The organism is Streptomyces sp. NBC_01217, assembly GCF_035994185.1.
Classification (GTDB): Bacteria; Actinomycetota; Actinomycetes; order Streptomycetales; family Streptomycetaceae; genus Streptomyces.
Genome location: NZ_CP108538.1, coordinates 516,789 through 539,704, shown reverse-complemented (window position 1 = coordinate 539,704; position 22,916 = coordinate 516,789). Strand labels below are relative to the sequence as shown.

At 70.5% G+C, this 22,916-nt stretch carries 23 protein-coding genes; 13 read left to right on the top strand and 10 right to left on the bottom strand.

The features are described 5' to 3' along the window. Positions 1-118 precede the first annotated feature (118 nt). The 3 genes from OG507_RS02160 to OG507_RS02150 all read right to left on the bottom strand — a co-directional run bounded on the left by OG507_RS02160 (position 119) and on the right by OG507_RS02150 (position 5,900). Positions 119-1,468, bottom strand: coding sequence for an esterase-like activity of phytase family protein (locus OG507_RS02160; RefSeq protein WP_327365387.1), 1,350 nt, complete (start codon positions 1,466-1,468; stop codon positions 119-121). 147 nt (positions 1,469-1,615) lie between these two features. Continuing rightward, positions 1,616-2,995, bottom strand: coding sequence for an SWIM zinc finger family protein (locus OG507_RS02155; protein ID WP_327365386.1), 1,380 nt, complete (start codon positions 2,993-2,995; stop codon positions 1,616-1,618). Then, the gene (locus tag OG507_RS02150; RefSeq protein WP_327365385.1) at positions 2,934-5,900 is read right to left on the bottom strand and encodes a DEAD/DEAH box helicase; all 2,967 of its coding nucleotides are present in this window, start codon (positions 5,898-5,900) and stop codon (positions 2,934-2,936) included. Before OG507_RS02150 ends, OG507_RS02155 begins: the two co-directional genes overlap by 62 nt. A gap of 294 nt (positions 5,901-6,194) precedes the next feature. On the opposite strand from OG507_RS02150, the gene OG507_RS02145 reads away from it, so the two are divergent. The 3 genes from OG507_RS02145 to OG507_RS02135 all read left to right on the top strand — a co-directional run bounded on the left by OG507_RS02145 (position 6,195) and on the right by OG507_RS02135 (position 8,116). Continuing rightward, the gene (locus OG507_RS02145; protein ID WP_327365384.1) at positions 6,195-7,274 is read left to right on the top strand and encodes a fatty acid desaturase family protein; all 1,080 of its coding nucleotides are present in this window, start codon (positions 6,195-6,197) and stop codon (positions 7,272-7,274) included. 85 nt (positions 7,275-7,359) lie between these two features. Then, a complete protein-coding gene (locus OG507_RS02140) occupies positions 7,360-7,542 on the top strand; it encodes a hypothetical protein (RefSeq protein ID WP_327365383.1) in 183 nt (60 codons plus the stop codon). Positions 7,543-7,585: 43 nt separating this feature from the next. Beyond that, positions 7,586-8,116 (top strand): MOSC domain-containing protein, encoded by a 531-nt coding sequence (locus OG507_RS02135; RefSeq protein ID WP_327371838.1) that lies wholly within the window; start codon positions 7,586-7,588, stop codon positions 8,114-8,116. A 111-nt stretch (positions 8,117-8,227) separates the two neighbouring features. On the opposite strand, the gene OG507_RS02130 is transcribed toward OG507_RS02135, so the two are convergent. Together OG507_RS02130 and OG507_RS02125 are read right to left on the bottom strand one after the other, a co-directional pair. Continuing rightward, complete coding sequence (locus OG507_RS02130; RefSeq protein ID WP_442810925.1) at positions 8,228-9,250, bottom strand: hypothetical protein; 1,023 nt, start codon at positions 9,248-9,250, stop codon at positions 8,228-8,230. A 97-nt stretch (positions 9,251-9,347) separates the two neighbouring features. Further along, positions 9,348-9,656, bottom strand: a complete 309-nt coding sequence (locus tag OG507_RS02125; protein ID WP_327365380.1) for a hypothetical protein — start codon at positions 9,654-9,656, stop codon at positions 9,348-9,350. A 124-nt stretch (positions 9,657-9,780) separates the two neighbouring features. Between OG507_RS02125 and OG507_RS02120 the strand changes: the two genes are divergently transcribed. Next, positions 9,781-10,683, top strand: a complete 903-nt coding sequence (locus tag OG507_RS02120) for an oxygenase MpaB family protein (protein ID WP_327365379.1) — start codon at positions 9,781-9,783, stop codon at positions 10,681-10,683. Positions 10,684-10,707: 24 nt separating this feature from the next. On the opposite strand, the gene OG507_RS02115 is transcribed toward OG507_RS02120, so the two are convergent. Then, positions 10,708-11,307 (bottom strand): class I SAM-dependent methyltransferase, encoded by a 600-nt coding sequence (locus tag OG507_RS02115; protein ID WP_327365378.1) that lies wholly within the window; start codon positions 11,305-11,307, stop codon positions 10,708-10,710. A gap of 171 nt (positions 11,308-11,478) precedes the next feature. Here OG507_RS02115 and OG507_RS02110 point away from each other — a divergent pair, with 171 nt between their 5' ends. The 4 genes from OG507_RS02110 (at position 11,479) to OG507_RS02095 (ending at position 15,872) form a co-directional block, all read left to right on the top strand. After that, entirely contained in the window at positions 11,479-12,342 is an 864-nt protein-coding gene (locus OG507_RS02110) for an MHYT domain-containing protein (protein WP_327365377.1), read from the top strand. An 80-nt stretch (positions 12,343-12,422) separates the two neighbouring features. Further along, positions 12,423-14,981, top strand: coding sequence for a sensor histidine kinase (locus OG507_RS02105; protein ID WP_327365376.1), 2,559 nt, complete (start codon positions 12,423-12,425; stop codon positions 14,979-14,981). Next, positions 14,978-15,415 carry a roadblock/LC7 domain-containing protein gene (locus tag OG507_RS02100; RefSeq protein WP_327365375.1) on the top strand — a complete coding sequence of 146 codons (438 nt, stop codon included), beginning with the start codon at positions 14,978-14,980 and terminating at the stop codon, positions 15,413-15,415. The genes OG507_RS02105 and OG507_RS02100 overlap by 4 nt, the downstream gene beginning before the upstream one ends. 22 nt (positions 15,416-15,437) lie before the next feature. Next, on the top strand, positions 15,438-15,872 hold the full coding sequence (locus tag OG507_RS02095) for a DUF742 domain-containing protein (protein ID WP_327365374.1): 435 nt from the start codon (positions 15,438-15,440) through the stop codon (positions 15,870-15,872). 112 nt (positions 15,873-15,984) lie between these two features. Here the strand turns inward: OG507_RS02095 and OG507_RS02090 are convergent, their stop codons facing one another. Both OG507_RS02090 and tatA read right to left on the bottom strand, forming a co-directional pair. After that, positions 15,985-16,560 carry a TerD family protein gene (locus OG507_RS02090; protein ID WP_327365373.1) on the bottom strand — a complete coding sequence of 192 codons (576 nt, stop codon included), beginning with the start codon at positions 16,558-16,560 and terminating at the stop codon, positions 15,985-15,987. Between the two features lie 166 nt (positions 16,561-16,726). Next, positions 16,727-16,912 (bottom strand): Sec-independent protein translocase subunit TatA, encoded by a 186-nt coding sequence (gene tatA / locus OG507_RS02085; protein ID WP_442811084.1) that lies wholly within the window; start codon positions 16,910-16,912, stop codon positions 16,727-16,729. Positions 16,913-17,104: 192 nt separating this feature from the next. Between tatA and OG507_RS02080 the strand changes: the two genes are divergently transcribed. Beyond that, positions 17,105-18,595, top strand: a complete 1,491-nt coding sequence (locus tag OG507_RS02080; protein WP_442810924.1) for an LCP family protein — start codon at positions 17,105-17,107, stop codon at positions 18,593-18,595. 26 nt (positions 18,596-18,621) lie between these two features. Here OG507_RS02080 and OG507_RS02075 read toward each other — a convergent pair whose 3' ends face one another. Both OG507_RS02075 and OG507_RS02070 read right to left on the bottom strand, forming a co-directional pair. Continuing rightward, the gene (locus OG507_RS02075) at positions 18,622-19,170 is read right to left on the bottom strand and encodes a GNAT family N-acetyltransferase (RefSeq protein WP_327365372.1); all 549 of its coding nucleotides are present in this window, start codon (positions 19,168-19,170) and stop codon (positions 18,622-18,624) included. Between the two features lie 56 nt (positions 19,171-19,226). Next, entirely contained in the window at positions 19,227-19,592 is a 366-nt protein-coding gene (locus tag OG507_RS02070) for an ArsR/SmtB family transcription factor (RefSeq protein ID WP_327365371.1), read from the bottom strand. 347 nt (positions 19,593-19,939) lie between these two features. Here OG507_RS02070 and OG507_RS02065 point away from each other — a divergent pair, with 347 nt between their 5' ends. From OG507_RS02065 to OG507_RS02050, 4 genes are all read left to right on the top strand, one after another. Beyond that, complete coding sequence (locus OG507_RS02065; RefSeq protein ID WP_327365370.1) at positions 19,940-20,566, top strand: GTP-binding protein; 627 nt, start codon at positions 19,940-19,942, stop codon at positions 20,564-20,566. Between the two features lie 142 nt (positions 20,567-20,708). Further along, on the top strand, positions 20,709-21,122 hold the full coding sequence (locus OG507_RS02060; RefSeq protein ID WP_327365369.1) for a roadblock/LC7 domain-containing protein: 414 nt from the start codon (positions 20,709-20,711) through the stop codon (positions 21,120-21,122). Positions 21,123-21,238: 116 nt separating this feature from the next. Then, the gene (locus OG507_RS02055; RefSeq protein WP_442810923.1) at positions 21,239-22,342 is read left to right on the top strand and encodes a DUF6397 family protein; all 1,104 of its coding nucleotides are present in this window, start codon (positions 21,239-21,241) and stop codon (positions 22,340-22,342) included. A 41-nt stretch (positions 22,343-22,383) separates the two neighbouring features. Further along, positions 22,384-22,872, top strand: coding sequence for a GNAT family N-acetyltransferase (locus OG507_RS02050; RefSeq protein WP_327365368.1), 489 nt, complete (start codon positions 22,384-22,386; stop codon positions 22,870-22,872). Positions 22,873-22,916: the final 44 nt, after the last annotated feature.

The window sequence follows — 22,916 nt, the reverse complement described above, 5'->3', positions numbered from 1 at the left end:
TACCGTACGGGCGGCGTGCGAGCGGCGGAAGACGGCAGGCGCCGGACGATGCCTGCCGCCGGGCCCCTGCGGCTCCGAATGCCGGGGCCCGGCGGTGCCTGCGTGTACGAGTACGGGGTCAGCCGTGCAGCGGGCGGGGCAGCTTCAGCAGTGTCACCGACGTCTCGATGCCGCTGTCGACCAGCCGGCCGTCGGCGTCGAACGCCTCGGCGCCGTCGGTCATCCCGAAGTCGTTGTCGTTGATCAGGGCGAGCGTGTCCCGGCCCGTCACCGCCACGCCCTCGATCTTCCCGGGCACGCCCGCGACCTTGCCCAGGTCGACGACCAGACTCTTGCGGAGCACCGGTACGCCCGACGCCGACGGGTCGGTGAGTTCCTCGTACGAGGGTGACGTCGTCGGCTCGTCCCAGGCAGAGCCCAGGATGCCGGAGCCGTGCGGGAGCGTCACCCGGTGCAGCCGGGCCGCCTTGTCCGTGCGCTCCTCGACCAGGAGCCCGTCCCGGCCGATCGCGACGACCGAGGAGATCTTCAGCTCGGAGGTGTCGTCCTCGCCCGGGTCCACGACGTCCACCGCGTCGAAGCGGTACGCGTACTCGGCGGTGACCGCGCGCTTCTTCGTCGAGAAGCGCAGCAGCCGTACATTGCGCGAGGACTCGCCCGCGTCCTGGTCCGGCAGCGAGAGGGGGCTCTGCACCGCCAGCACCAGATCGCCGCCCGGCAGCAGAGCCAGCCCTTCGAAACCGCGGTTGATCTTGCGGTGCAGGAGTACGCCCGGCAGCGCCTCCACCACCGGGTAGCCGGCGCCCCTCAGATTGAGCCCCTGCGGGACGTAGCGGGTCAGCACCCGGCCGCGGGCGGAGACATGGACCAGCGAGGGACCGTACTCGTCGACGAGCCAGAAAGTGCCGTCGGCGGCGCGCACGATGCCCTCGGTGTCCAGGCCGTTCGGGTCGTATGCGAGCGGCGTCCTCGCGTCGTACGTGTACGGGGCCTCGTCGCGGCCCTCCTGGTTCGACAGACCGGTGACGGCGGTGCCGGAGCGGGTGGTCAGAGGAATGGCCTGCAGCACCTGGATGCGCTTGCCACTGACGCGTATCTTCACGATCGCCGGGTCGAAACCGGGGACCGGGAAGGTACGCCGCTTCGTCCCGTCGATCTTGATCTGGCCGTTCGGGCCACGGTCCGTCACCGTCCAGAACTCGCCCTTGCGGCCCGCCGGGTAGATGTCGCTGCCGATGCCGCCGAGCATCACACCGCGATCGTCGCCGACCGTTCCGGGGAGCAGCCCGTTGCTGAACCCGGCCAGCGGAATGTCACCGAGGACGGCGCTCCCGGTGACCCGCGCGGTGTTCTGCGGACGTTCGTGGCGGTCCTGCGCGCCCGTCGCCGTTCCGGCGGCGCACACCGTTCCGAGCAGGGCGAGAGGCAGGCCGACGGCGAGAGAACGACGGACAACACGCGCGGACATGGGGCCTCCTGAGGCACGAACAGCTCGGACGGCCGCCAGGCTGCGCCCTCACCCTCAACGCGCGGTGACATCGAGTTGAACGCAAGGGCAGAACCGGACGACGGACGGTCCTCGCGGCGATGACCTCCGCCTTCGGGAACGAGGACGTCACTCGTCCGACAGGGATGAACCCGCCAGTGCCGCCGCCGGATCGTCGTCCGCCGGACCTGCCGGAACCCAGCGCCTGTTCTCCTTCCGGTACGGCCACCAGCGCCCGTCCAGCCCGTACCGCAGCTGTACGTTGCCGTCCGCGGCGGTCCAGCGATTGCCGGCCGACCGCAGGCCGGGCCGCTCGCCCTCCTCCCACGCCTCCGCGAGCCCGGCCCGGGCCCTGGCCAGGGATTCCGGATCCGGCGTCCACTCCTCGTCGAGCACGGTGAGCGCAGCCGCCCCGCCGTACTCCCAGGCACGCACAGCCGCGTCGAGTCCGGCACGCGAGCGCCCCGATCCGGCGGCCAGCCGGGTCGCTATCCACGGCTCGGGCCGGGCGTCGGCGACCAGTCGTACGGCATCCTGCTGCGGCGTCAGCCCGGCCGCCAGCGGCTGCTGTTCATGGCCGGGGGAGAGGGCGTCCGCCAGCATCCGGTGGGCGCGTGCCGCGCTGTCCGCCGCCAGCACTTCCAGTACCGCCACATCGACGCCGGGTTCCGGTTCGGTCTCCGTGTCCAGCGACGGCGCGGGGCCGGGCCCCGGCGGCAACGGCGCAGGCGCGGGCAGCGGGGGCAGGATGTCCCGCGCGGCGAACGCCTCGTCCGCCCGCACACCCCGGTGCTTCGTGGCCGAGGAACCGGACCCGTCGGCGGAGGCGGCCGTACCGGACGGCGCCCGCCTCTCGGCGCGGGCCGCGATGCGCACCTGGAGTTCGTCCAGGAGCCGCCGCTCGCCGCGCCCCCGCATGAGCAGCAGGACGAACGGATCCTGGTCCAGCAGCCGGGCCACCTCATAGCACAGCGCGGCGGTGTGCGGGCAGTGGTCCCATGTCCCGCAGGTGCACTCCGGGTCCAGATCGCCGATCCCCGGCAGCAGTTCGACACCGGCCGCCGCCGCGTCCTCCACCAGGTGCGGCGGCATCTCGCGGTCGAGAAGCGCCGCGATGTGTCCGGCCCGGTCGACGGCCACGTCCAGGAAGCGTTCCCAGTCCGTCTCGTTCAGCTCCTGGAGCAGCACATCGCTGCGGTAGGTGGACGAGTCCCGGTCCCGGACGACCGCGGTGATCCGGCCGGGCCGTACGGAGACCGCGCCGACCCGGCCCTCGCGGGCGGACCTGCGGCCCTTCTTGAGCTGTTCGCCGTCCAGTGCGGTGTCCTCCAGGGCCTTCAGCCACGCCCGGCCCCACCAGGACTCCGCGAAGCCGCGGCCCTGCGCGGGCGGCAGCGCGGCGAAGGTACGCTCCTGGACCGGCGCCGGGACATCGCTCCCGTCGCCCTCATGCCCTTCGCGCTCGTACGCGTCGCGGTCGGTTCCGTCGTTGTCGTATCCGTCGCTCATCGTGTGCCCCTCGCAGCTCCACAAGATCGGCCAGTTCCGCATCCGTCAGTTCGGTCAGCGCCGCCTCGCCCGAACCGAGCACCGCGTCCGCCAGCCCCTGCTTGCGGGCCAGCATGTCGGCGATCCGGTCCTCGATGGTGCCCTCGGCGATCAGCCGGTGGACCTGCACGGGCTGGGTCTGCCCGATCCGGTACGCGCGGTCGGTGGCCTGCGCCTCCACCGCCGGGTTCCACCACCGGTCGAAGTGCACGACATGGCCTGCCCGGGTGAGATTGAGTCCGGTGCCGGCCGCCTTGAGCGACAACAGGAAGACCGGGGCCTCGCCCGCCTGGAACCGGTTGACCATCGCCTCCCGCTCCGCGACCGGCGTGCCGCCGTGCAGGAACTGCGTGCGCACCCCACGCGCGGCCAGGTGCTGTTCGAGCAGCCGGGCCATCTGCACGTACTGGGTGAACACGAGCACACTCGCGTCCTCCGCCAGGATGGTGTCGAGCAGCTCGTCCAGCAGTTCGACCTTGCCCGAACGGTCCTCGATCCTCGGCTCCTTCTCCTTGAGGTACTGCGCCGGGTGGTTGCAGATCTGCTTCAGGGCCGTCAGCAGCTTCACGACGAGGCCCCGCCGGGCGAAGCCGTCGGCCCGGGAGATCGCGGCCAGCGTCTCCCGTACCACCGCTTCGTACAGCCCTGTCTGTTCCGCCGTCAGCGACACCGTGCGGTCCGTCTCGGTCTTCGGCGGCAGCTCGGGGGCGATGCCCGGATCCGATTTGCGCCGTCGCAGCAGGAACGGCCGCACCAGTGCGGCGAGCCGCTCGGCCGCCGCCGGGTCGCCGCCCTCCGCGGTCCGCGCGTAGCGGGTACGGAAGGTGCCGAGCCTGCCCAGCAGCCCGGGCGTCGTCCAGTCGAGGATCGCCCACAGCTCGGACAGGTTGTTCTCCACGGGGGTACCGGTGAGCGCCACCCGTGCCTGTGCACCGATCGTCCGCAGCTGCTTGGCTGTTGCCGAGTACGGGTTCTTGACGTGCTGCGCCTCGTCGGCGACCACCATGCCCCACCGGATGTCCGCGAGCTTTGCCGCGTCGAGCCGCATCGTGCCGTACGTGGTGAGGACGAACTCGCCGTCCGCCAGGCCGTCCAGGCTGCGCGATCCGCCGTGGAAGCGGCGTACCGGAGTGCCCGGCGCGAACCTCTCGATCTCCCGCTGCCAGTTCCCCATGAGCGAGGTCGGGCAGACCACGAGCGTCGGACCGGCGGCCGATTCGACGCTCTGACGGTGCAGATGCAGAGCGATGAGGGTGATGGTCTTCCCGAGCCCCATGTCGTCGGCGAGACAGCCGCCGAGGCCGAGCGAGGTCATGGTGTGCAACCAGTTCAGTCCGCGCAGCTGGTAGTCGCGCAGCGTCGCGGCGAGCGCCGGGGGCTGACGCACCGTCTGCTGCTCGTCCTTCTGCCCGCCGGACTGTTGCCCGCCGGACTCAGGATCGGCCACCCGGCGGCGCAGCTGCTCCAGCCAGCCGGTGGCCCGGACGTCGACCCGGCGGCCGTCGACCTCGGTGGAACCGGTCAGTACGGCTGAGAGCGCGTCGATGGGAGCGACCTTGCGGTCCTGGGTCTCGCGGGCGCGCCGGGCCTCCTCGGGGTCGATGAGCACCCACTGGTCACGCAGGCGCACCACCGGCCTGTTGGCCTCGGCCAGGCGGTCCAGTTCGGCGCGGCTGAGCTTCTGGTCGCCCAGAGCGAACCACCAGTTGAACGTCAGCAGTGCGTCGGCCGACAGGAGCGGCGGTGTGTCCGAGCCGGTGCCGGCGGTCTCCTCGCGTGCCCGGTCATCTCCGTCGTCGGGCGGACCGATGACCGCGCGTGCGGTGAGCTTGCGGGCCAGCTCCTTGGGCCAGTGCACCTGGACTCCGGTCGCCGCGAGCGCGCGTCCGGCCCGGCCGAGGAGCTCGGCGAGCTCCTCGTCGGCCGGTTCGACGGCGTCGGGCACCGCGGCCGACAGCAGCGGGGCCAGCGGCGGCCAGGCACGGGCGGCGCGGCGCAGCGCCAGGAGGGCATCCATCCGCGCGCGGGGGCCGAAGGCGGAAGCGGTCGGCGCGGTACCCGCCCAGATCTCGGCGGCATCGGCGACCAGTGCCGGATCGCTGACGCTGTGGATCTGCAGGACAGCACGGAAGGACGGCCCGGCTGTCGGCCCGGCGTCCTGCTCCGGGACCGTCAGCCCCGATGCCTCCACCCGCAGCGACAGCCGGACACCCGCATCGTGTCCGGCCGCGACATCGGTGGCCCAGGCCCGTTGACCGGGCAGACGCTGGGGCTCATCGGCGGCGAATGCCGGGCCGCCGGTGGCGAAGGCGGCGGCCGGGGTGCGCGGCAGGCCGTCCGCCACCGCGTCCAGGAAAGCGCGCAGCAGCCGCTCGGGCTCGGGCAGCAGTACGGGCCGCGCCGCCGCGTCGAGCGGCACTGCATGAGCCAGGGGCGGCATCGAGGCCGCGAGCGTACGGATCCGCGACTGATCGTCGGCGGTCAGCGGCCCGGCACGCCAGACATCGTGATCGCCGGCACTCAGTCCGGGCAGGAGCAGGCCGCGGGCGGCGAATTGCAGAGCGAGGAGCGCGGCGGCACCCCAGAAGGCGGCGGCGCCGGAGGCGTGCGCCGAGGCCCGCGCCCGCGTCAGCACGGGCAGCGCGTCCCTTACCGGAAGCACCAGCGCCGGTACGCCATGCACCCGCGCGTCGGCGCCGACAACGGTCAGCTCCTCGACGGAGCCGGGAGCCTCGGGCGGACTGCTGCCGTCCGGATGCCAGAAGGCGATGCGGCCGGTACGGGACGGATCCGCGGGCAGGAAGACCACGGAGCAGTCGGAGAGTGCGGAGATCTCGGAGAGCGTTGCCGCAGGGAGCCTGTGCACAGCGATGCCGAATTCCTCAAATTTGACTAGTGGGGGTCAAGTCGCCGAGGGTACTCCACCGCTGCGCGCCCCCGTGAGCGGAATCGCCGTGAGCCGGCTCACTTTCCGATGAACCGCCCGCCCGCGCGCGGCTGCCGGGAACGACGGCGCACCCGCCCCTGGGTGTAGCCAGCACCCCCTTTCGGGGAGGGGGCTTGCCCCCGCAGGTCCCGGGTGGTGGCGCCATGGCTGCCGCACCTCTGGGCACCGTACGTTTCTACAGGTCAGCGCAGCTTTCCAGAGACCGGAGACCTCATGCCCCAGGCCGTAGCCACCGTCGTGGAAGGCACCCGTGACGGTGCGGGAAGTGCTGTAGGTACCGGCGGTACCGGAGCCGCCACCAGCCAGGGGAGCGCCTTCGCGCCCCTGCTGCGAGCGGTCAAGGGCCAGGAACTCCTGGAGCGGCGCACCGGGTGGTATGCGGCCGGCATCGCCACCAACCTGGTCGCGCTGGGCGCTGTACTCACCGGGATGTTCCTCCTCGGCAACACCTGGTGGACCCTGCTGCTCGCACTGCCGCTGGCACTCTTCTGGTCCCGCACCGCGTTCGTCGGACACGACGCCGGACACGCCCAGATAACCGGCGACCGCAGGGTGAGCCGGGCCATCGGCCTCGTACACGCCAACCTGCTGCTCGGAATGAACGAGGCATGGTGGAACGACAAGCACGTACGCCACCACGCCAACCCCAACCACGTCGACAAGGACCCGGACGTCGGCGTCGGCGCCCTCGTCTGGACCCAGAAGCAAGCGGCCCAGCGCGAGGGCTTCGCCCGCTGGCTCACCCGTAACCAGGCCCGGCTGTTCTTCCCGATGCTGCTCCTCGAAGGCATCGCGCTCAAGATCTCCGGCTTCCAGTACCTGCGGCAGCAGCCCGCCCGGGAGCGTGCCCTCTCGGCACTGCTCCTGGTCACCCACCTCGGCCTCTACGCGACCCTGCTGCTCACCGTCATGTCCCCGGGCAAGGCTGTCGTCTTCGCGCTCGTGCACCACGCGTTGTTCGGGCTCCACCTGGGCATGGCCTTCGCACCGAACCACAAGGGCATGGAGATGCCCGACCCCGACGGGGACCGCTGGGGCCACCTCCAGCGTCAGGTCCTCACCTCGCGCAACGTACGCGGCGGCGTTCTCACCGACTGGTTCCTCGGCGGCCTCAACTACCAGATCGAGCACCACCTCTTCCCGAGCATGCCCCGCCCGCATCTGCGCCTGGCACAGCCCATGGTGCGCGCCCACTGCGAGGCACTCGGCATGCCGTACACGGAAACCGGACTGATCGAGTCCTACAGGCAGGCGCTGCGACACATGCACGAGGTCGGCGAGCCCCTGAGGTGAGGACTTCGGCCCGGCCGGAACCGATGGGCGCGCACAGGCGTTGTCAGAGCAGGAGCGGCCTCGGGCCGCGAAGGAGGCGTGGACGATGTCGAACAGCGCAAAGATCGCCATCGGGGGAGTTGTCGCGGCCCTCGTCCTGATGCCGTTCATCGGATTCTGGCTGTCGCTGCTGGTCCTGATCGGAGTGCCGGCGGTCGGCTATCTGCTGCTGGATCCCGGTCAGCGACGCAGGCTCCGCAGGATCACCCGCAAGGAAATAGGCCGCTGACCACGTGCAGGAACAGCAGGGGGGATCCGCAGTGCGCGGCACAGTGACCGTGGTGAGCAGCAACGAGGCGTATTCGTTCACCAAGCCGAACCGGGAGAGCATCACCCTGCTGGCCGGGCTCGGCGTGGAGGGAGATGTGCACGCGGGGGTCACGGTCAAGCACAGGTCCAGGGTCGCGCAGGATCCCACCCAGCCGAATCTGCGCCAGGTCCACCTCATCCACGAGGAGCTGTTCGGCGAAGTGCGGGAAGCCGGTTTCGAGGTCGCCCCGGGTGATCTCGGGGAGAACGTCACCACCAGCGGTGTCGATCTCCTCGCCCTGCCCGTCGGCACCCTGCTGCACCTCGGCGACGAAGCGGTCGTCGAGGTCACCGGCCTGCGCAACCCCTGCCTGCAGATCGACAACTTCCAGGACGGACTGCTCAAGCAGGTCGTCGGACGGGACGGGACGGGCCGGATCGTCCGCAAGGCCGGGATCATGGGCATCGTCGCGGCCGGGGGCGTGGTTCGACCCGGAGACCCGATAGAGGTCGAGTTGCCCGTCGGGCCGCATCGGGCGCTGGAGCGGGTGTAGCCCGGAGCGCGTGCGAGTCGTGGTCCGAGCAGGCGTGCTCGCGGCCCGTGGCCGCAGTGGTCGGTGGTCAGCGGACGGCTGTCGGCCTTCTGCCGGATACCGAGAGCTTGCTCAGGCAGGCCGGACCGCCAGCGCGTCCAGAGCCTGCAACAGGCCGGGCAGTTCCTTGCCGCGCCCGACCGGCAGCACCTCGCCCGGTTCCTCGTCCAGCAGGACGAAGGCGATGTCATCGGTCCTGGCGACCAATGACCAGCCGGGGCCGTCGACGCGCAGCATGCGGGCGTCACCCGTGGCGAAGGAGGACCGAACGCGGCCGGGCGGCGGCGGGGTGTCCACGTAAGCACGGGCCTGCGCGAGCGCCCGCCGTACGCCGGGGTGCACTCCGGAGGGTGTGTCCTCTGCGGGGGTCTCAGCGGTGGCGCCGGACCCGTCGTTCTCGGCCCCGGCCGGGCCCACAGCAGCAGCGTCGACCTCGACCTCCACCTCAGCTTCAGGCTCAACCTCGGCGGCAGCTTTGCCCTCGCCGTCCTCCTTCTCGCCCTCGGTCTCGGCACCGGCTTCGGTATCGTTCCCGGCGCCGTCCGCGCCGCCCGGATTGATGAAGTCCGTCTCGTCGTCGATCTGCTCGCGCCAGGCCACCCACTGGTGCGCAATCTCGTCCGCCCCCATGCGCCGCTGGGCGGGACCCCACGACTCCGTGTCCGGCGGGGCCAGCGGCGCCGGATCGGTGCCCTCGGTCTCCGTATCGGGCAGCGGATCGTGCGGGGCGGGCAGGCCCGGAGCGGCGACCGCCACGGCGAGGGGCCACCCGGGCAGCGCGCAGACCACCGAACGGTCGTCGGGAGAGAGGTCGTAGTCCATTCCGCAGTCCCAGGCCGCGATCGCGACGGCCACCAGCGACACGTCCTCGACGACGACGGTCCACCGCGCACCAACGCCGTCCTGGCCGAGGATCAGCCCGTACCCCTCGGCGTACGGTTCGAGGGCGAGCGCCGCACACGCGGCGGGGTAGTCGTCACCGAGCACGCTCGGGAACTGCGCCGGTGTCAGCAGGACCGCGGTCAGCACATACAGTGCGTCTTCGTCGGCGACCGTGTCGCTCGTGCCGGCCACAGCACCCTCCTCGTCCGTCATGGTTGTCCGTCGGCGCACCTTAACGAGTCGGTATCCCACTCGTCGAGGCCCTGACAAGGGAAGACGCGGATGCCGCGGCCCGGCGGACGGGCGGTCCTCAGTCGGCGGGCAGACCGAGCAGCGTTCGGGCCACTGTCTGCGGCGACTCGTCGCGCTCGCGGGCCAGCGCGATCACGGCCCGGCAGGCCAGCTCGCTGATCCCGAACGAGAGCGCCTCGGGCGACACCCAGCCGCTCGCCTCGTCGATCCGCGCCTGGTCGTCCTCCACCGATGCCGAGACATAGGTGGCCGCCGCCTCGAACAGATTGTGCTGCTTGTACCGGTCCTCCTTGAGCGGTGCTGCTGACGGCGCGCCCTTCCGGTCGGAGGAGACAACCTTCCGCAGGCTGCCGATGATGTCGATCATGGGGACCGCCTTTCCTGGTAACCGTGAGCGCGTACCGTGCTCGCACATGCTTACGATGTTCCCTATTCCCCGCCAACGTAGAGTTGGACCTTCGATCGAGGTATCGGGGCGAGGGGGCAGCACGGTGAAGAGGTACGACCGGCTGAAGGAGATTCAGCGTCTCGATCCGGAGCAGGACTTCCTCCGGATCTACCGGATCACGGCAACCTACGAATTTCCCTGGGACATCACCCGCGCTCTCGAACTGGCCCTGTACCGCACCTATGCCGTCCCCAGCATCGGCCGACTCCTGGCGCAGACGGCAGAGCTGACGGACCGATCGCAGAAGCGCTACGACGACACCGCGCTCCTCCTCGACACCATCGTCGAGCACGGCTTCGAGAGCGACCCGGGGCGCACGGCGATCCGCCGGATCAACCAGATGCACCGCAGTTACGACATCAGCAACGACGACATGCGCTATGTGCTGTGCACCTTCGTCGTCACCCCGAAGCGGTGGCTCGACAGCTACGGCTGGCGCAGGCTGTCCGACCACGAACTCCGGGCATGCGCCGTCTACTACCGGACCCTGGGCGCCCACATGGGCATCAAGGACCTGCCCGAGACGTACGAGGACTTCGAGCGCACCCTCGACGCCTACGAGGCCGAGCACTTCGGCTGGGACGAAGGGGGACGCGGTGTCTCCGACGCCACGCTGGACCTGATGGGTTCCTGGTATCCGAGCCCCTTCGCCTCCGTCGCGCGGAGGGCCGCCCTCGCGCTGCTGGACGATTCGCTGCTGCGGGCGTTCCGGTACGAACGCCCGGGCGCCGTGGCCCGTAACCTCACCCGCGGTGCTCTGCGCCTGCGAGCACGGGCCGTGCGACTGCTGCCGCCGCGTACCACCCCGCATTACGCCCGGCAGAACCCGGAGATCAAGGGCTACCCGGACGGCTACGAGGTTTCCGGGCTCGGTACGTTTCCCACCCCGGGCGTCCGCGGCTGTCCGGTCCCGCACCACCGGCGCCCCGACACTCCGGCCCAGTGAGCAGGAGGGCGGAGCGCTCGCAGGTCAGGGCGTCCGCATGGCAAGGGCGAGGAAGCGGTCGTCCTCATCGGTGTACGCATCGAGCCGCCAGCCCGAACGCGCCAGCAGCGGGCGGAGGTTGTGCTCGGCGCGCAGGTCGTCGTCCGTGATCCGGCGGCCGTGGCGGGCCGCCAGAGCCGCCCGCCCGACGGGGTGGAACAGGGCCAGCCGCCCGCCCGGCCGCACCACCCGCGCCAGCTCCGCCAGGTCCGGTCCGGGGTGCGTCAGATGGGAGATCAGCCCGGCCGCGAACACCGCGTCGAGCGACTGCGACCGCAGGGGCAGGCGGGCGACGTCGGCGAGGAGCAGCGCGCCGCTCCGGTCGCGCCCCGCCCGCTCCGCCGCCTCCAGCATCGCTGCCGTGAGATCCGCTCCCAGGACCGTGCCCCGCGGTCCCACGGCCGCGCGCAGGGCGGGCAGCGCCCGTCCCGTACCGCAGCCGGCGTCGAGCACCGCGTCACCGGGGCCCAGCGCGAGGGAGGTCACGGCGGCCGCATAGGCGGGCCCGTCGTCGGGAAACCGGCTGTCCCAGTCAGCAGCGCGGGCAGTGAAGAAGTCCTGGACGTGTGTGTGGTCTTCGGCCATACGGACATGATCGCGTACTTGCCGCAGGAGCGAAACAGAGCGAAACATCGGGAAATGGGGTGCCTGTTCGGGCACTGTGTGATCGTTCGAGAACATTTCTCTGTCATATTTCAGCAGCTTTCGAAATGCGCCTCCGGCGTGCGCCCCCATCGCGACTAGCGTCCCCGATCCATGGGACACCTGGACCACGCCACCTTCGGCTGGCTGACACCTGCGCTGTCGTACGCGATGGCCTGCATCGGCGCGGCACTCGGGCTGAGCTGCACCGTGCGGGCGCTCGACACGACCGGCCGTTCGCGCCGCAATTGGCTGATCACCGCCGCATCCGCCATCGGCTCGGGCATCTGGACGATGCACTTCATCGCGATGCTCGGCTTCGGTGTGACCGGCACCGACATCCGCTACAACGTGCCGCTGACCCTGCTCAGTCTGCTCGTCGCCATGGTGGTGGTCGGTGGCGGTGTCTTCGCCGTCGGCTACAGCAAGGACCGGACCAGAGCGCTGCTGCTCGGCGGGTTCGCCACCGGACTCGGCGTTGCCAGCATGCACTACCTCGGCATGGCGGCACTGCGACTGCACGGCACGGTCCACTACGACCCGTTGCGGGTCGCGCTCTCCGTCGCCATCGCGGTCGTGGCGGCGACAGCGGCGCTGTGGGCGGCGCTCAACATCAAGTCACCGCGAGCCGTCGCCCTTGCCTCCCTCGTCATGGGCGCGGCGGTCAGCAGCATGCACTACACCGGCATGCTGGCGGTCTCCGTGCAGGTCGCACCCTCCGGACGGGAGCTCCCCGGGGCCACGACCATGCAGTTCATCTTTCCCCTGGCCGTCGGCCTCGGCTCGTATCTCTTCCTGACCTCGGCATTCGTCGCGCTCTCCCCGACGGCCAGGGAACGCGCCGCCTACGTCTTCGCCGAACGCGCCGCGGCACCGACCGAAACGGACTCCTCAGCAGCCGCGCAGCACACCACCTTCCGGGCACGACGCGGCAGCGTGAGCGACCAGGAGGCAGCCCCGGCCACCACCACTCCCTGACGTCCGTGCATCCGCCCGACTTGCACCCGACCGACCGGCACCCGCGACACACCCAGCTCCACACCCGGAACGAGGAGGCCATGCGCCCACCCCGCACGACCCCGGAAACCGGTGCGACGGCCACCGCCAGAACCGCCGCCCCGCCGACGCGTGGACGCCGCGCGCACGCGGGCCCGCCGGCCGACGAGAGCGCCGAGCAGGACGTACGGCTGCCGCTGACGCCCGACACGTCCGCGCCGCGCGGACCGTGGACGCTGCGTCCCAGGACCGTCCGCGCGAAGATCATCTCGCTGCTGATGGTCCCGGTCGTCTCGCTGCTCGCCCTGTGGGGATTCGCCACGGTCAGCACAGCGCAGGACGTGGCACGGCTCAGGCAGTTGCAGCAGGTGGACGGCGAGGTCCGGGCCCCGGTGTCCAGCGCCGTCGCGGCGCTCCAGGTCGAGCGGCGGGCGGCCATGCTCCAGGCCACGGCCCCCGGCAGCGCCCAGGCCGCAGCACTGGAGCGCCAGACCAAACGCACCGACACCGCGCTCGCGGCCCTGCGCATCGACGGCGGCCACACCATCGCCGACACCGGCAACCTTCCGTCCACGGTGGCCGAGCGGCTCGACCGGTTTCTCGCTCGAGCCCAACGACTGCGCGCGGACACGGGCGACGAGAACGCCGTCTACGACCGGTACACCGAGGCCGTCTCCGCGGCCTTCGGCGTCTTCGGCGCGCTCACGGCGATCCAGGACGACGCACTCGGCTCCGACGCCCGCGTCCTGCTCGAACTCGCCCGCGCCGACGAGATGCTGGCCCGCGAGGACGCCCTGCTGACCACGGCCTCTCGCACCGGAACGCTCAAGGGCGAACAACTGCGCCTGTTCACCGGAGCGGTGGGTGCCCGAAGGAACCTCACCGAGACCGCGGGCGCGGACCTGCCCGCCACCGAGCGGGCCGACTGGCAGCGGTTCACCGCCGAGGACGCCTACGAGCAGATCCAGGACGCCGAGGACAAGGTGCTCGCCGCGCCCACCGGACGCGAGGCCGCACAGGCCGTGCCCACCGACGACTGGGAACGGGCGGCGGCCCGCGTAAGGGCCGAGCTGCACACCATCGACACAACCGCAGGACAACGCGCCGCCGACCGCGCCGACCCGCTCGCCAGGGGACTCTTCAGCCCGTCCGGAGCGGCGGTCCTCTTCGGCTTCGTCGCCGTCGCCGCCTCCCTGGTCATCTCCGTACGCATCGGCCGTGGGCTCGTCGTCGAACTCGTCAGCCTCCGCAACAGCGCCCTGGAGATCGCCCGCCGCAAACTGCCGCGCGCCATGCAGCGCCTGCGCGCGGGCGAGGAACTCGACATCGGGGCCGAGGCCCCGCAGGGCCCGGCCACCCACGACGAGATCGGCCAGGTCGGCGAGGCGCTGGGCACCGTGCACCGGGCGGCCCTCAGCGCCGCCGTCGAACGCGCCGAACTCGCCGACGGCATTTCCGGAGTCTTCGTCAACCTCGCCCGCCGCAGCCAGGTGCTGGTCCACCGTCAGCTCAACCTCCTCGACAGCATGGAGCGCCGTGCGGACGACCCCGACGAGCTGAGCGATCTCTTCCGGCTCGACCACCTCACCACCCGGATGCGACGGCACGCCGAGAGTCTGATCATCCTGTCCGGTGCGGCGCCGGGACGGGCCTGGCGGATGCCCGTACCGCTGACGAACGTCGTACGCGCCGCCGTCTCCGAGATCGAGGACTACGCCAGGGTGGAGATGCGGCAACTCCCCGACGCCGCGGTGAAGGGGGCGGCCGTCGCCGACCTCACCCATCTGCTCGCCGAACTCGTCGAGAACGCCGCACAGTTCTCACCGCCCCACACCAAGGTGCGCATCACCGGCGAGCCCGTGGGCAACGGCTACGCCCTGGAGATCGAGGACCGCGGCCTGGGCATGGGCAATGAGCTCCTCAGCGAGGCGAACCGGCGCATCGAGCAGGCGGAGGCACTCGACCTCTTCGACAGCGACCGGCTCGGCCTCTTCGTCGTCAGCCGCCTCTCCGTACGCCATCACATCAAGGTTCAGCTGCGCACCTCCGCGTACGGCGGAACGACCGCGGTCGTGCTGCTTCCCATGGCGCTGCTGCAGGGCGCACTTCCGCCGGCCGAGGCGCCGCAAGCGCCCGGGAACACCTCGGTCGAGCGCGGGGACGACCGGGACGGCCCGCCCTTCGGCCAGGGATCGGGCCCCCGTGCGGTGCGACCGCGGACCACCGCCTTCCCGGCGCCCGTACCGGTACCCGCGCTCGAATCCCGTACGGAATCCGCTGCCGCGGTCACCTCGCTGCGCGGGCGTCCGGGCGGAACGGCCGAGCACAGGGCCGGGGCCCCCACGGAGCCGCAGCCCGACGACGGCACACTGCCGCGCCGGGTGCGGCAGGCCAACCTCGTCCCGCAACTGCGCGAGGAGCCCCGCCCCGACGACACACCGTCACACGGCGCCTCGAACGACCGGGACCGCCCCCGGGAGCGCACTCCCGAGCAGGCCCGGGACCGCATGACCGCCTACCGCAACGGCTGGGTGCGCGGCGGCGGCACCGCCCCCGGCACACCCGCGCCCCGTCCGGGCACAGACGACCCCCGTCCACGCAGCGAAGGAGACCATGCATGATCGCGAACGAGAGGACCGGGGGACGTCACACCTCGGGTGAACTCGACTGGTTGCTTGACGATCTGGTGGCCCGGGTCGGCGAGGTCCGCCACGCCGTGGTGCTCTCCGGCGACGGCCTCGCGGTGGGTTCCTCCAGCGCGCTCAGCCGTGAGGACGCCGAGCATCTGGCGGCCGTGGCCTCCGGGTTCCACAGCCTGGCCAAGGGTGCGGGGCGCCATTTCGGGGCCGGGAACGTACGCCAGACCATGGTGGAGATGGACGAGGGCTTTCTGTTCGTCGCGGCGGCGGGCGACGGATCCTGCCTCGCCGTACTCAGCACCGCTTTCGCCGACATCGGCCTGGTCGCCTACGAGATGGCCCGGCTCGTCAAGCGCGTCGGTGAGCATCTGCGTACCCCGCCGCGGTTCGCCGCACCGCCGTCGGCCGTCGGCTGAGAGGGCGGGGACGTCCGTGTCCATGACCGACGAGGGCCCGGGAGGCATCCCGGGGACCCCGGGCCCGCACACACGCCGGGGCAGCCAGTGGTACGACGCCGACGCCGGCCCGCTGGTCCGCCCGTACGCCGTGACCGGCGGCCGTACCGAACCGGGCCCCACCGGCGTGCGGTTCGATCTGATCGCGCTCGTCACCTTCGACGACAACGCACCGGGCGGCTCCGAGGAATCACTGCTCGGCCCCGAACACCGGGCCCTGCTCACGCTCTGCCGCTCGGATACCCAGTCGGTCGCGGAACTCTCCGCCGATGCCGATCTCGCGGTCGGTGTCGTACGCGTGCTCCTCGGCGATCTGCTCGAAGCCGGCTACGTACGCGTCAGCCACCCCGTACCGCCCGCACAGCTGCCGGACGAACGCATTCTCCGCGAGGTGATCAACGGTCTGCGGGCACTCTAGGAGCAGTGCGGCGACATGACCAGACAGCAGGGTACGGAGCACGCGGACCTCTCGCCCCGCCCGGCAGCGGGAGGGGAGAGGGCTCGTGCTCACCGTGCGTACGGTGCACGGGTCAGACATTGACCCCGTAGTCGGACGCGATGCCGGCCAGTCCCGAGGCGTAACCCTGCCCGACCGCACGGAACTTCCACTCCGCGCCGTGCCGGTACAGCTCGCCGAAGACCATGGCGGTCTCGGTCGAGGCATCCTCGCTGAGGTCGTAACGCGCCAGCTCGACGCCGTTGGCCCGGTTCACCACGCGAATGAACGCGTTACGGACCTGGCCGAAGCTCTGTCCGCGGCTCTGCGCGTCATGAATCGAGACCGGGAAGACTATTTTGGCCACATCCGCCGGCACAGCGGCCAGGTCCACGTTGATGGATTCGTCGTCACCCTCGCCCTCACCGGTGAGATTGTCGCCGGTGTGCTGGACCGAACCGTCCGGGCTCGTGAGGTTGTTGTAGAAGACGAAGTGCAGGTCGGAGAGGACCTTGCCGGCATCCGAGCACAGCAGCGCACTCGCGTCCAGGTCGTGATCCGCGCCTGTGGTCGTCCTTACGTCCCAGCCCAGGCCGACCGCCACTGCGGTCAGGCCGGGTGCCTCCTTCGACAAGGAGACGTTTCCGCCCTTGGCCAGAGTCACACCCATGAACTTCCCCCATCGATCCGGTGGTTCAGTGATTCGGTGATGCGATGACCGGCGCGTCTTCGGCCGTCACCCAGGTCAACGACGATGCCCTGTCCGTGGTTCCCATGCTTGCGCAATCCCTGAAGTGACGGACAGGGGTGGTGCCGTACGTTGTCGAGCCGGTGCCTCATGCACGTGGGCCGGTACCGGGGCTCGTATCGGTCTCCTTCATGGCCTTCGCCTCACTCTTCAGGATCCGCATGGATTTGCCCAGGGTCCGGGCGGTGTCCGGCAGCTTTTTCGAGACGAACAGGAGGATCACCACAGTCGCCACGATCAACAGGTGTGAGGGCTCAGGGCCGTTGCGCAAGATGCGCGTCCCGCCCTTCCTTTCGGTGCTTTGACAGGTGTTTCCGCTCGGCGTTCACGGACTGTGCCTCAGGCTGGCTGTTGGCAGGTTCCGTGATCCACTGGGCGAGCGATACTTGTTACATTGCGCAACTGTACGACCATGGGGTGGCGGAGCACGTCCTGCACCATGGAAGCCGGACGGACGGGGTGGCCGATGACAAGAAGTCACAAGGCAGCAGCGAGCAGGCAAAGGGCCGGCCGACTGCGGCGGACAGCCGTGTTCGGGCTGTCGTTCCTCGTGCTGCTCATCGCGGGTGTCGGCTGGATCTACCTCGAACTGACGGGCAGCATCGACACTTTCAGCGCGGACGGGATCTCCGACGACCGACCGCCCGGCTCGTCGAAGGGACAGAACGTCCTGGTGATCGGATCGGACACGCGATCGGGTGGCAACAGCGAACTGGGCGGCGGCAAGGGCGCGGTGGGGCGCTCCGACACGGCGTTCCTCCTCCATGTGTACGCCGACCACAGACACGCGGTCGCGGTGTCCATTCCCCGTGACTCCCTGGTCGACATCCCGGCCTGCAAGATGCCGGGCGGAGAGTGGACCGCGCCGCAGCACGACGTGATGTTCAACGGGGCGTTCTCGGTGGGGGAGACGGCCGAGGGAAACCCGGCCTGCACCCAGAACACCGTCGAACAGCTCACCGGACTGCGCGTCGACCACACCGTCGTCATCGATTTCGCCGGATTCTCCGCACTGACCTCGGCCGTCGGAGGCGTTCCGGTGTGCCTGCCCCAGGACATCTACGAGCGCGACCTCAGTCCCAAGCGGCCGACACAGGGCGCCCGGATCTTCGTGAAGGGCCCGCAGAACGTCTCGGGGCAGCGCGCGCTCGACTACGTCCGGCTCCGGCACGGCATCGGTGACGGCTCGGACATAGGGCGGATCAAGCGCCAGCAGGCGTTCGTGGCCTCCCTCATCAAGAAGGTCCGGTCCAAGGGGCTGAACCCCACCACCCTGCTGCCCCTCGCCGACGCGGCCACCGACGCGATGACCGTCGACCCCGGCCTCGGTTCGGCCGACCGGCTCCTGTCGTTCGTCATGTCGATGAAGAACATCGACCTGCGCAACACCAAGTTCGTCACTGTCCCCTGGCGTTACGAGGGCTCGCGCGTCGCGATCGTCGAACCGGACGCCGACGCGCTCTGGGCGGCGCTGAAGGCCGACCGCACGGTCGACGGCGAGGATGCCAGCGGCAAAAAAGCGGCCAAGGGCAGCGGGACGGCGAGCGACCGGTCGAAGCCCCCGGCCGCGGCCCCGGTCTCCGGTACGGGCATCAGCGTCGCGGTCTACAACGGCACCACGGTCAGGGGCCTCGCGGCGCAGGCCTCCGAACGGCTGCGCTCCCGGGGTTTCACCGTCACCACCACGGCCACGGCGAGCAGCCAGAACTACGCCTCGACCGTCATCGAGTACGGACCGGGCCTGCGGGACCAGGCCGAGACCACCGCACGATTCTTCGCCGGAGCCCGGACAACGGCGTCCGACACCACAGGAATTCAAGTGATCCTCGGCACTTCCTACGCCCGGAACCCATCCGCCGAACCCGGCACACCGGCCCCCTCCACGGTGCCGTCCACCGTCGCCGACGGGGCCCGGTCGGCCGACGACGATCCGTGCGCGGATCTCTCGTACGGCTGACCCTCCCCGCGTGCGAGCGGCGCCGCTCAGCGCGGTGTCCGCACCATCCGCAGCTGCAGCGCCAGATGACGGGGAGCCGTGAAGCCGTACGACTCGTACAGTGCGGCGCCGTCCCCGGTGGCGTACAGACTGACCACCGTGACCTGCGCCTCCTCGCGGAACCAGGTGAGCAGGGCGTCGAGGCAGACCCGGGCATGCCCACGGCGGCGCCGAAGGGGATCGGTGCTGACATTGGAGACGTGCCCGTGCAGTCCGCTCGGATTCGCCGGAGTCGGGGCATGAGCGTCGCACGTCCCGACCGCACTGGAGACGGTGCCGAGCTCGGGATCGTCGACCAGGAACGCGGCGAACGTGGCAGGGTGACGCAGCCGCTCGGTGAACCACTGCGCCGAGGCCACCCGCCAAGGCGCGTCGGCGCCGCCCGTCTCCATGCCCATGTCGGCCAGCATCAACCCCCGCAGCCGGACCAGCGCGGGCACATCGGCGAGAGTGGCCCGGCGCGCCTGCACCACCTGCCCACCGCCGACGCCGGTACTCGTGCCGGAGTCCGTGTGGCCGATGCGCGACGGGGCCATGAGATTCTCCACTTCCGTTCGTAGCGGGTACGGGCCCGGGTTGCGCGGCGCTGCTCTCAGGCACCGAGCTCATGGAGGCGTACGGGGTGCGCGGGCATGTGCCCGGCGCGTTCGGCGAGCTGGCCGATCATCAGGCGGACGACGGCCACCACATCGGGGTCGTCGACCAGGTACACCTGCCGGCGGCCTTCGCGGCGGGACCGTACGAGACCGGCCAGTTTGAGCTTTGTCAGATGCTGGCTCACCGAAGGAAGCGTGCCGCCCACCCGGTCCGCGAGGCCGGTCACATCGCTCTCGCCCTGGGACAGGGCCCACACGATGTGCAGCCGCGCGGGCGTTGCCAGCAGGCCGAAGGCGGCAGCGGCCTCCACCAGTACCTCCGCGGGCGGATCCTCGAAACCGCCGTCGGCAGCTGTGGACACTCTTGACTCTCCCTGTCCGCATGGGCCATTCCTCGCACCCGAAGTACTCAGTGTAGGCACCGGACGGCCGCCGTCCGTGGGCACATGCGCCGGTGACCGTCCCATGTGCCCACGACCGGGAACGGCAGACGCACCCCGGCGGATGCATCGGATTGTGGACTCATCCGGGCAGTGAGTGAGCGGGAACGGTCACATCGCGAAAAAAGCGATCCCGTCCCACGAGGCAGGTTCTCGTTTGCCATGCTGTCGCCGTACTCATGCTGACGGTTCACGGAATCCGAGCCCCTAGAGACAGCTCTGACCTGCGCATTCGGCGTCCTGGGACTCATTGGTGAGAGAAGTGATCGATGCCTTCCGAGCACGCTGACAACGCCCATGGGGAGACGGCCGGGGAGGCCGCGGAGACCGAGGCCCTCGCACTGAAGATATTGGTCGCCGGAGGCTTCGGGGTCGGGAAGACGACGCTGGTCGGCGCGGTCAGCGAGATCCGGCCGCTGCGGACCGAGGAACTCCTCAGCGAGGCGGGACAGTCGGTCGACGACACCGGCGGGGTCGATCAGAAGACCACGACGACCGTCGCCATGGACTTCGGTCGTATCACCATCCGGTCCGGTCTCTCGCTCTACCTGTTCGGCACGCCCGGTCAGGACCGCTTCTGGTTCCTGTGGGACGAGCTCTCCCAAGGTGCGCTCGGGGCCGTCGTCCTCGCCGACACCCGCCGCCTGGAGGACTGCTTTCCGGCCGTCGACTATTTCGAGCACCGTGGCATCCCCTTCGTCGTCGCGGTCAACTGCTTCGCGGGCGCCCGCGCCTACGGCGAACGCGAAGTGTCCCGAGCCCTTGATCTGGACATCGGCACCCCTGTCGTCCTGTGCGATGCGCGCGACCGCGACTCCGGCAAGGAAGTCCTGATCCGCATGGTCGAATACGCCGGCCGGATGCATACCGCCCGCCTTCTCGACTCGGTGGGCTGACCTGCGGGCACACATCCAATGCGCGCCATGTGGCCGGGACCCGGCCACATGCCCGAGGAGTGCTTGCCCGTATGTGACCGGTGCGCGAGGCTTACGCGAAACGTGGGGCACGGGGAACGTATGAGTGGGGAGGAACGGGGACATGGCGCTGGACAGGGAACTCGACTGGCTCCTTGACGATCTGACGAGCAGGGTCGAGCACATACGGCACGCACTGGTGCTGTCGAACGACGGGCTGGTGACCGGAGCCAGCACGGATCTGGCGCGCGAGGACGCGGAGCATCTTGCCGCGGTCTCGTCCGGGCTGCACAGCCTCGCGCGCGGATCGGGGCGCCACTTCCGGGCGGGGAAGGCCCGGCAGACGATGGTGGAATTCGACGAGGCACTGCTCTTCGTGACGGCCGCGGGGGAGGGCAGCTGTCTGTGTGTGCTGAGCGAGGCCGAGGCCGACGTCGGCCAGGTCGCGTACGAGATGACGCTGCTCGTCAACAGAGTCGGAGAACATCTCGGTGTTGCCGCGCGGCAGATGGGAAGCGAGGGAAGCGGCCGGAACTGACCCGGATCCGGAGTTATCCACAGGCCGGACGGACGGTGTCGGTTGCGGGTTACGGTGCTCACAGAGAGTAATTGAGTCTCGCGGGAGTCTCATGGAGCCTCATGGGGGAGAGCATCATGACTGTTACCGAAGCTGTGTGTACGGAGACCGCGACCGCGGCGGATGTGTGTACAGAGACCGCAAGCACGATGGCCGTGGGCACCGCAGCCCAGGAACTGCAGCTGAAGAGAGGCGAGTTCGTCATCGCCGTGCATGTGGGCCTGGTCCGAGTGCTGGTGCCGCAGGACGGCGGAAGGGCGAGGGTCCGACGGGAGGAGGTCGACCGGCTGCGGTCGCGGGACGGGTTCCCGGAGGCGCTGCGGGAGCGGGTGCGCACGGTGGGGACGGCGGAAGGCGCTCAGCTGCTCGGGATCAGCCCGGACCGCTTCACCAAACTGGCCCGGGCGGGCTGCCTCACGCCGATCACGTTCTATCTCAACCGGTACCGGGCGGTGGTCTGGCTCTATCTCGCGCAGGAGCTTGTGGAGTTCGCGGCCCGGGAACCGCACCTCCTGGCGGGGAAGGCCCCGGCCTGCGTGCGTAGCCGGCTGGAGGGAGGGGGCGACTGCCGTGCGCGCGAATGGCGCTCGCGCCGGATCGAACGGCTGCTGGGTCTCACGGAGGACCCCTGGGCCCGCGCGGCCGTGCTCGCGGGCGCACTGGACCCGGTGCAGCTCGCAGAGGTGGTCGACGATCCGTACGAGCGTGCCCACCTCGCGAGGATCCGGCCCGAACCGGCCTTCGGGCCAACGGGGTCGCCTGCTGCCCGGGAGACCATGGCGCGTCTGATGCAGGCCGACGAACCGGACGAGATGCTGTGGCGGCGAGTCGGCCTGATCACGGAGCTGGACAACGCCCGGGAGGTCCGCCCTGCTCCGCGTCCGGGCGACGAGTGGCGCCCCCGCCCCGGCCCCGGGAACGAATCCGGACTTCAGGGCGGGCAAGGGCCGGTGCTCGCGCGCGCCGCCGAGGGCGAACTCGCCCGGACCTCTGATCCCGCTCCGGCCGCCGATCGCACCCGGGCCTTCGGGCTACTCCCGGCCTCCGGACCGGCCCGGGCTCCGGATGCCGACCCGGCGCCCGATCCCGTGCCCGCGCCGACAGCCGCTCCGGAAGGCGCACATGGGCTGCTTGCCCGGCTCAGTCTGCGCAGGCGCACCTCCCGGAGCCGTCGCCGGTAAACAACTCGCGAAAGAAGATCGGCACCGGCATCCTGGCCCACATGCTGATCAGGGAAGCCACTGCTGAGGACTGGCCCGCCATCTGGCCGTTCTTCCACGAAATCGTCGCCGCGGGCGAGACCTTCACCTACCCGCTCGATCTCGGTGAGGACGACGCCCGCTCCTGGTGGCTCCTCAGGTCACCGAACCGCACGGTCGTCGCAGTCGACGACGACGGGACGATCCTCGGCACGGCAAAGATGAACAACAACCACATGGGCAATGGCGCACACATTGCCAGCGCCAGCTACATGGTCGATCCGAAGCGATCCGGGCAGGGCGTCGGCCGGGCCCTGTGCGAGTACACGCTGCAATGGGCTCGCTCAGCGGGGTTCCGGGCCATGCAGTTCAACGCGGTGGTGGAGACGAACACCTACGCGGTCCGGCTCTACCGCTCGCTCGGTTTCGAGGTCCTGGGAACCCTGCCCGAGGGGTTCAACCATCCGAAACAGGGATTCGTCGGACTGCACATCATGCACCGCTCTCTGTGACAGCTGTCCTGACGGGCCGCCGCATCCTCCGCACGGTGTCCGTC

What these genes read in the sequence shown, in the direction of transcription:
- OG507_RS02160 (WP_327365387.1), bottom strand. Translation starts at nt 1,468, where the DNA reads ATGTCCGCGCGTGTTGTCCGTCGTTCTCTCGCCGTCGGCCTGCCTCTC.
- OG507_RS02155 (WP_327365386.1), bottom strand. Translation starts at nt 2,995, where the DNA reads ATGAGCGACGGATACGACAACGACGGAACCGACCGCGACGCGTACGAG.
- OG507_RS02145 (WP_327365384.1), top strand. Translation starts at nt 6,195, where the DNA reads ATGCCCCAGGCCGTAGCCACCGTCGTGGAAGGCACCCGTGACGGTGCG.
- OG507_RS02140 (WP_327365383.1), top strand. Translation starts at nt 7,360, where the DNA reads ATGTCGAACAGCGCAAAGATCGCCATCGGGGGAGTTGTCGCGGCCCTC.
- OG507_RS02130 (WP_442810925.1), bottom strand. Translation starts at nt 9,250, where the DNA reads ATGACGGACGAGGAGGGTGCTGTGGCCGGCACGAGCGACACGGTCGCC.
- OG507_RS02125 (WP_327365380.1), bottom strand. Translation starts at nt 9,656, where the DNA reads ATGATCGACATCATCGGCAGCCTGCGGAAGGTTGTCTCCTCCGACCGG.
- OG507_RS02115 (WP_327365378.1), bottom strand. Translation starts at nt 11,307, where the DNA reads ATGGCCGAAGACCACACACACGTCCAGGACTTCTTCACTGCCCGCGCT.
- OG507_RS02110 (WP_327365377.1), top strand. Translation starts at nt 11,479, where the DNA reads ATGGGACACCTGGACCACGCCACCTTCGGCTGGCTGACACCTGCGCTG.
- OG507_RS02105 (WP_327365376.1), top strand. Translation starts at nt 12,423, where the DNA reads ATGCGCCCACCCCGCACGACCCCGGAAACCGGTGCGACGGCCACCGCC.
- OG507_RS02100 (WP_327365375.1), top strand. Translation starts at nt 14,978, where the DNA reads ATGATCGCGAACGAGAGGACCGGGGGACGTCACACCTCGGGTGAACTC.
- OG507_RS02095 (WP_327365374.1), top strand. Translation starts at nt 15,438, where the DNA reads ATGACCGACGAGGGCCCGGGAGGCATCCCGGGGACCCCGGGCCCGCAC.
- OG507_RS02090 (WP_327365373.1), bottom strand. Translation starts at nt 16,560, where the DNA reads ATGGGTGTGACTCTGGCCAAGGGCGGAAACGTCTCCTTGTCGAAGGAG.
- OG507_RS02080 (WP_442810924.1), top strand. Translation starts at nt 17,105, where the DNA reads ATGACAAGAAGTCACAAGGCAGCAGCGAGCAGGCAAAGGGCCGGCCGA.
- OG507_RS02075 (WP_327365372.1), bottom strand. Translation starts at nt 19,170, where the DNA reads ATGGCCCCGTCGCGCATCGGCCACACGGACTCCGGCACGAGTACCGGC.
- OG507_RS02065 (WP_327365370.1), top strand. Translation starts at nt 19,940, where the DNA reads ATGCCTTCCGAGCACGCTGACAACGCCCATGGGGAGACGGCCGGGGAG.
- OG507_RS02060 (WP_327365369.1), top strand. Translation starts at nt 20,709, where the DNA reads ATGGCGCTGGACAGGGAACTCGACTGGCTCCTTGACGATCTGACGAGC.
- OG507_RS02055 (WP_442810923.1), top strand. Translation starts at nt 21,239, where the DNA reads ATGACTGTTACCGAAGCTGTGTGTACGGAGACCGCGACCGCGGCGGAT.
- OG507_RS02050 (WP_327365368.1), top strand. Translation starts at nt 22,384, where the DNA reads ATGCTGATCAGGGAAGCCACTGCTGAGGACTGGCCCGCCATCTGGCCG.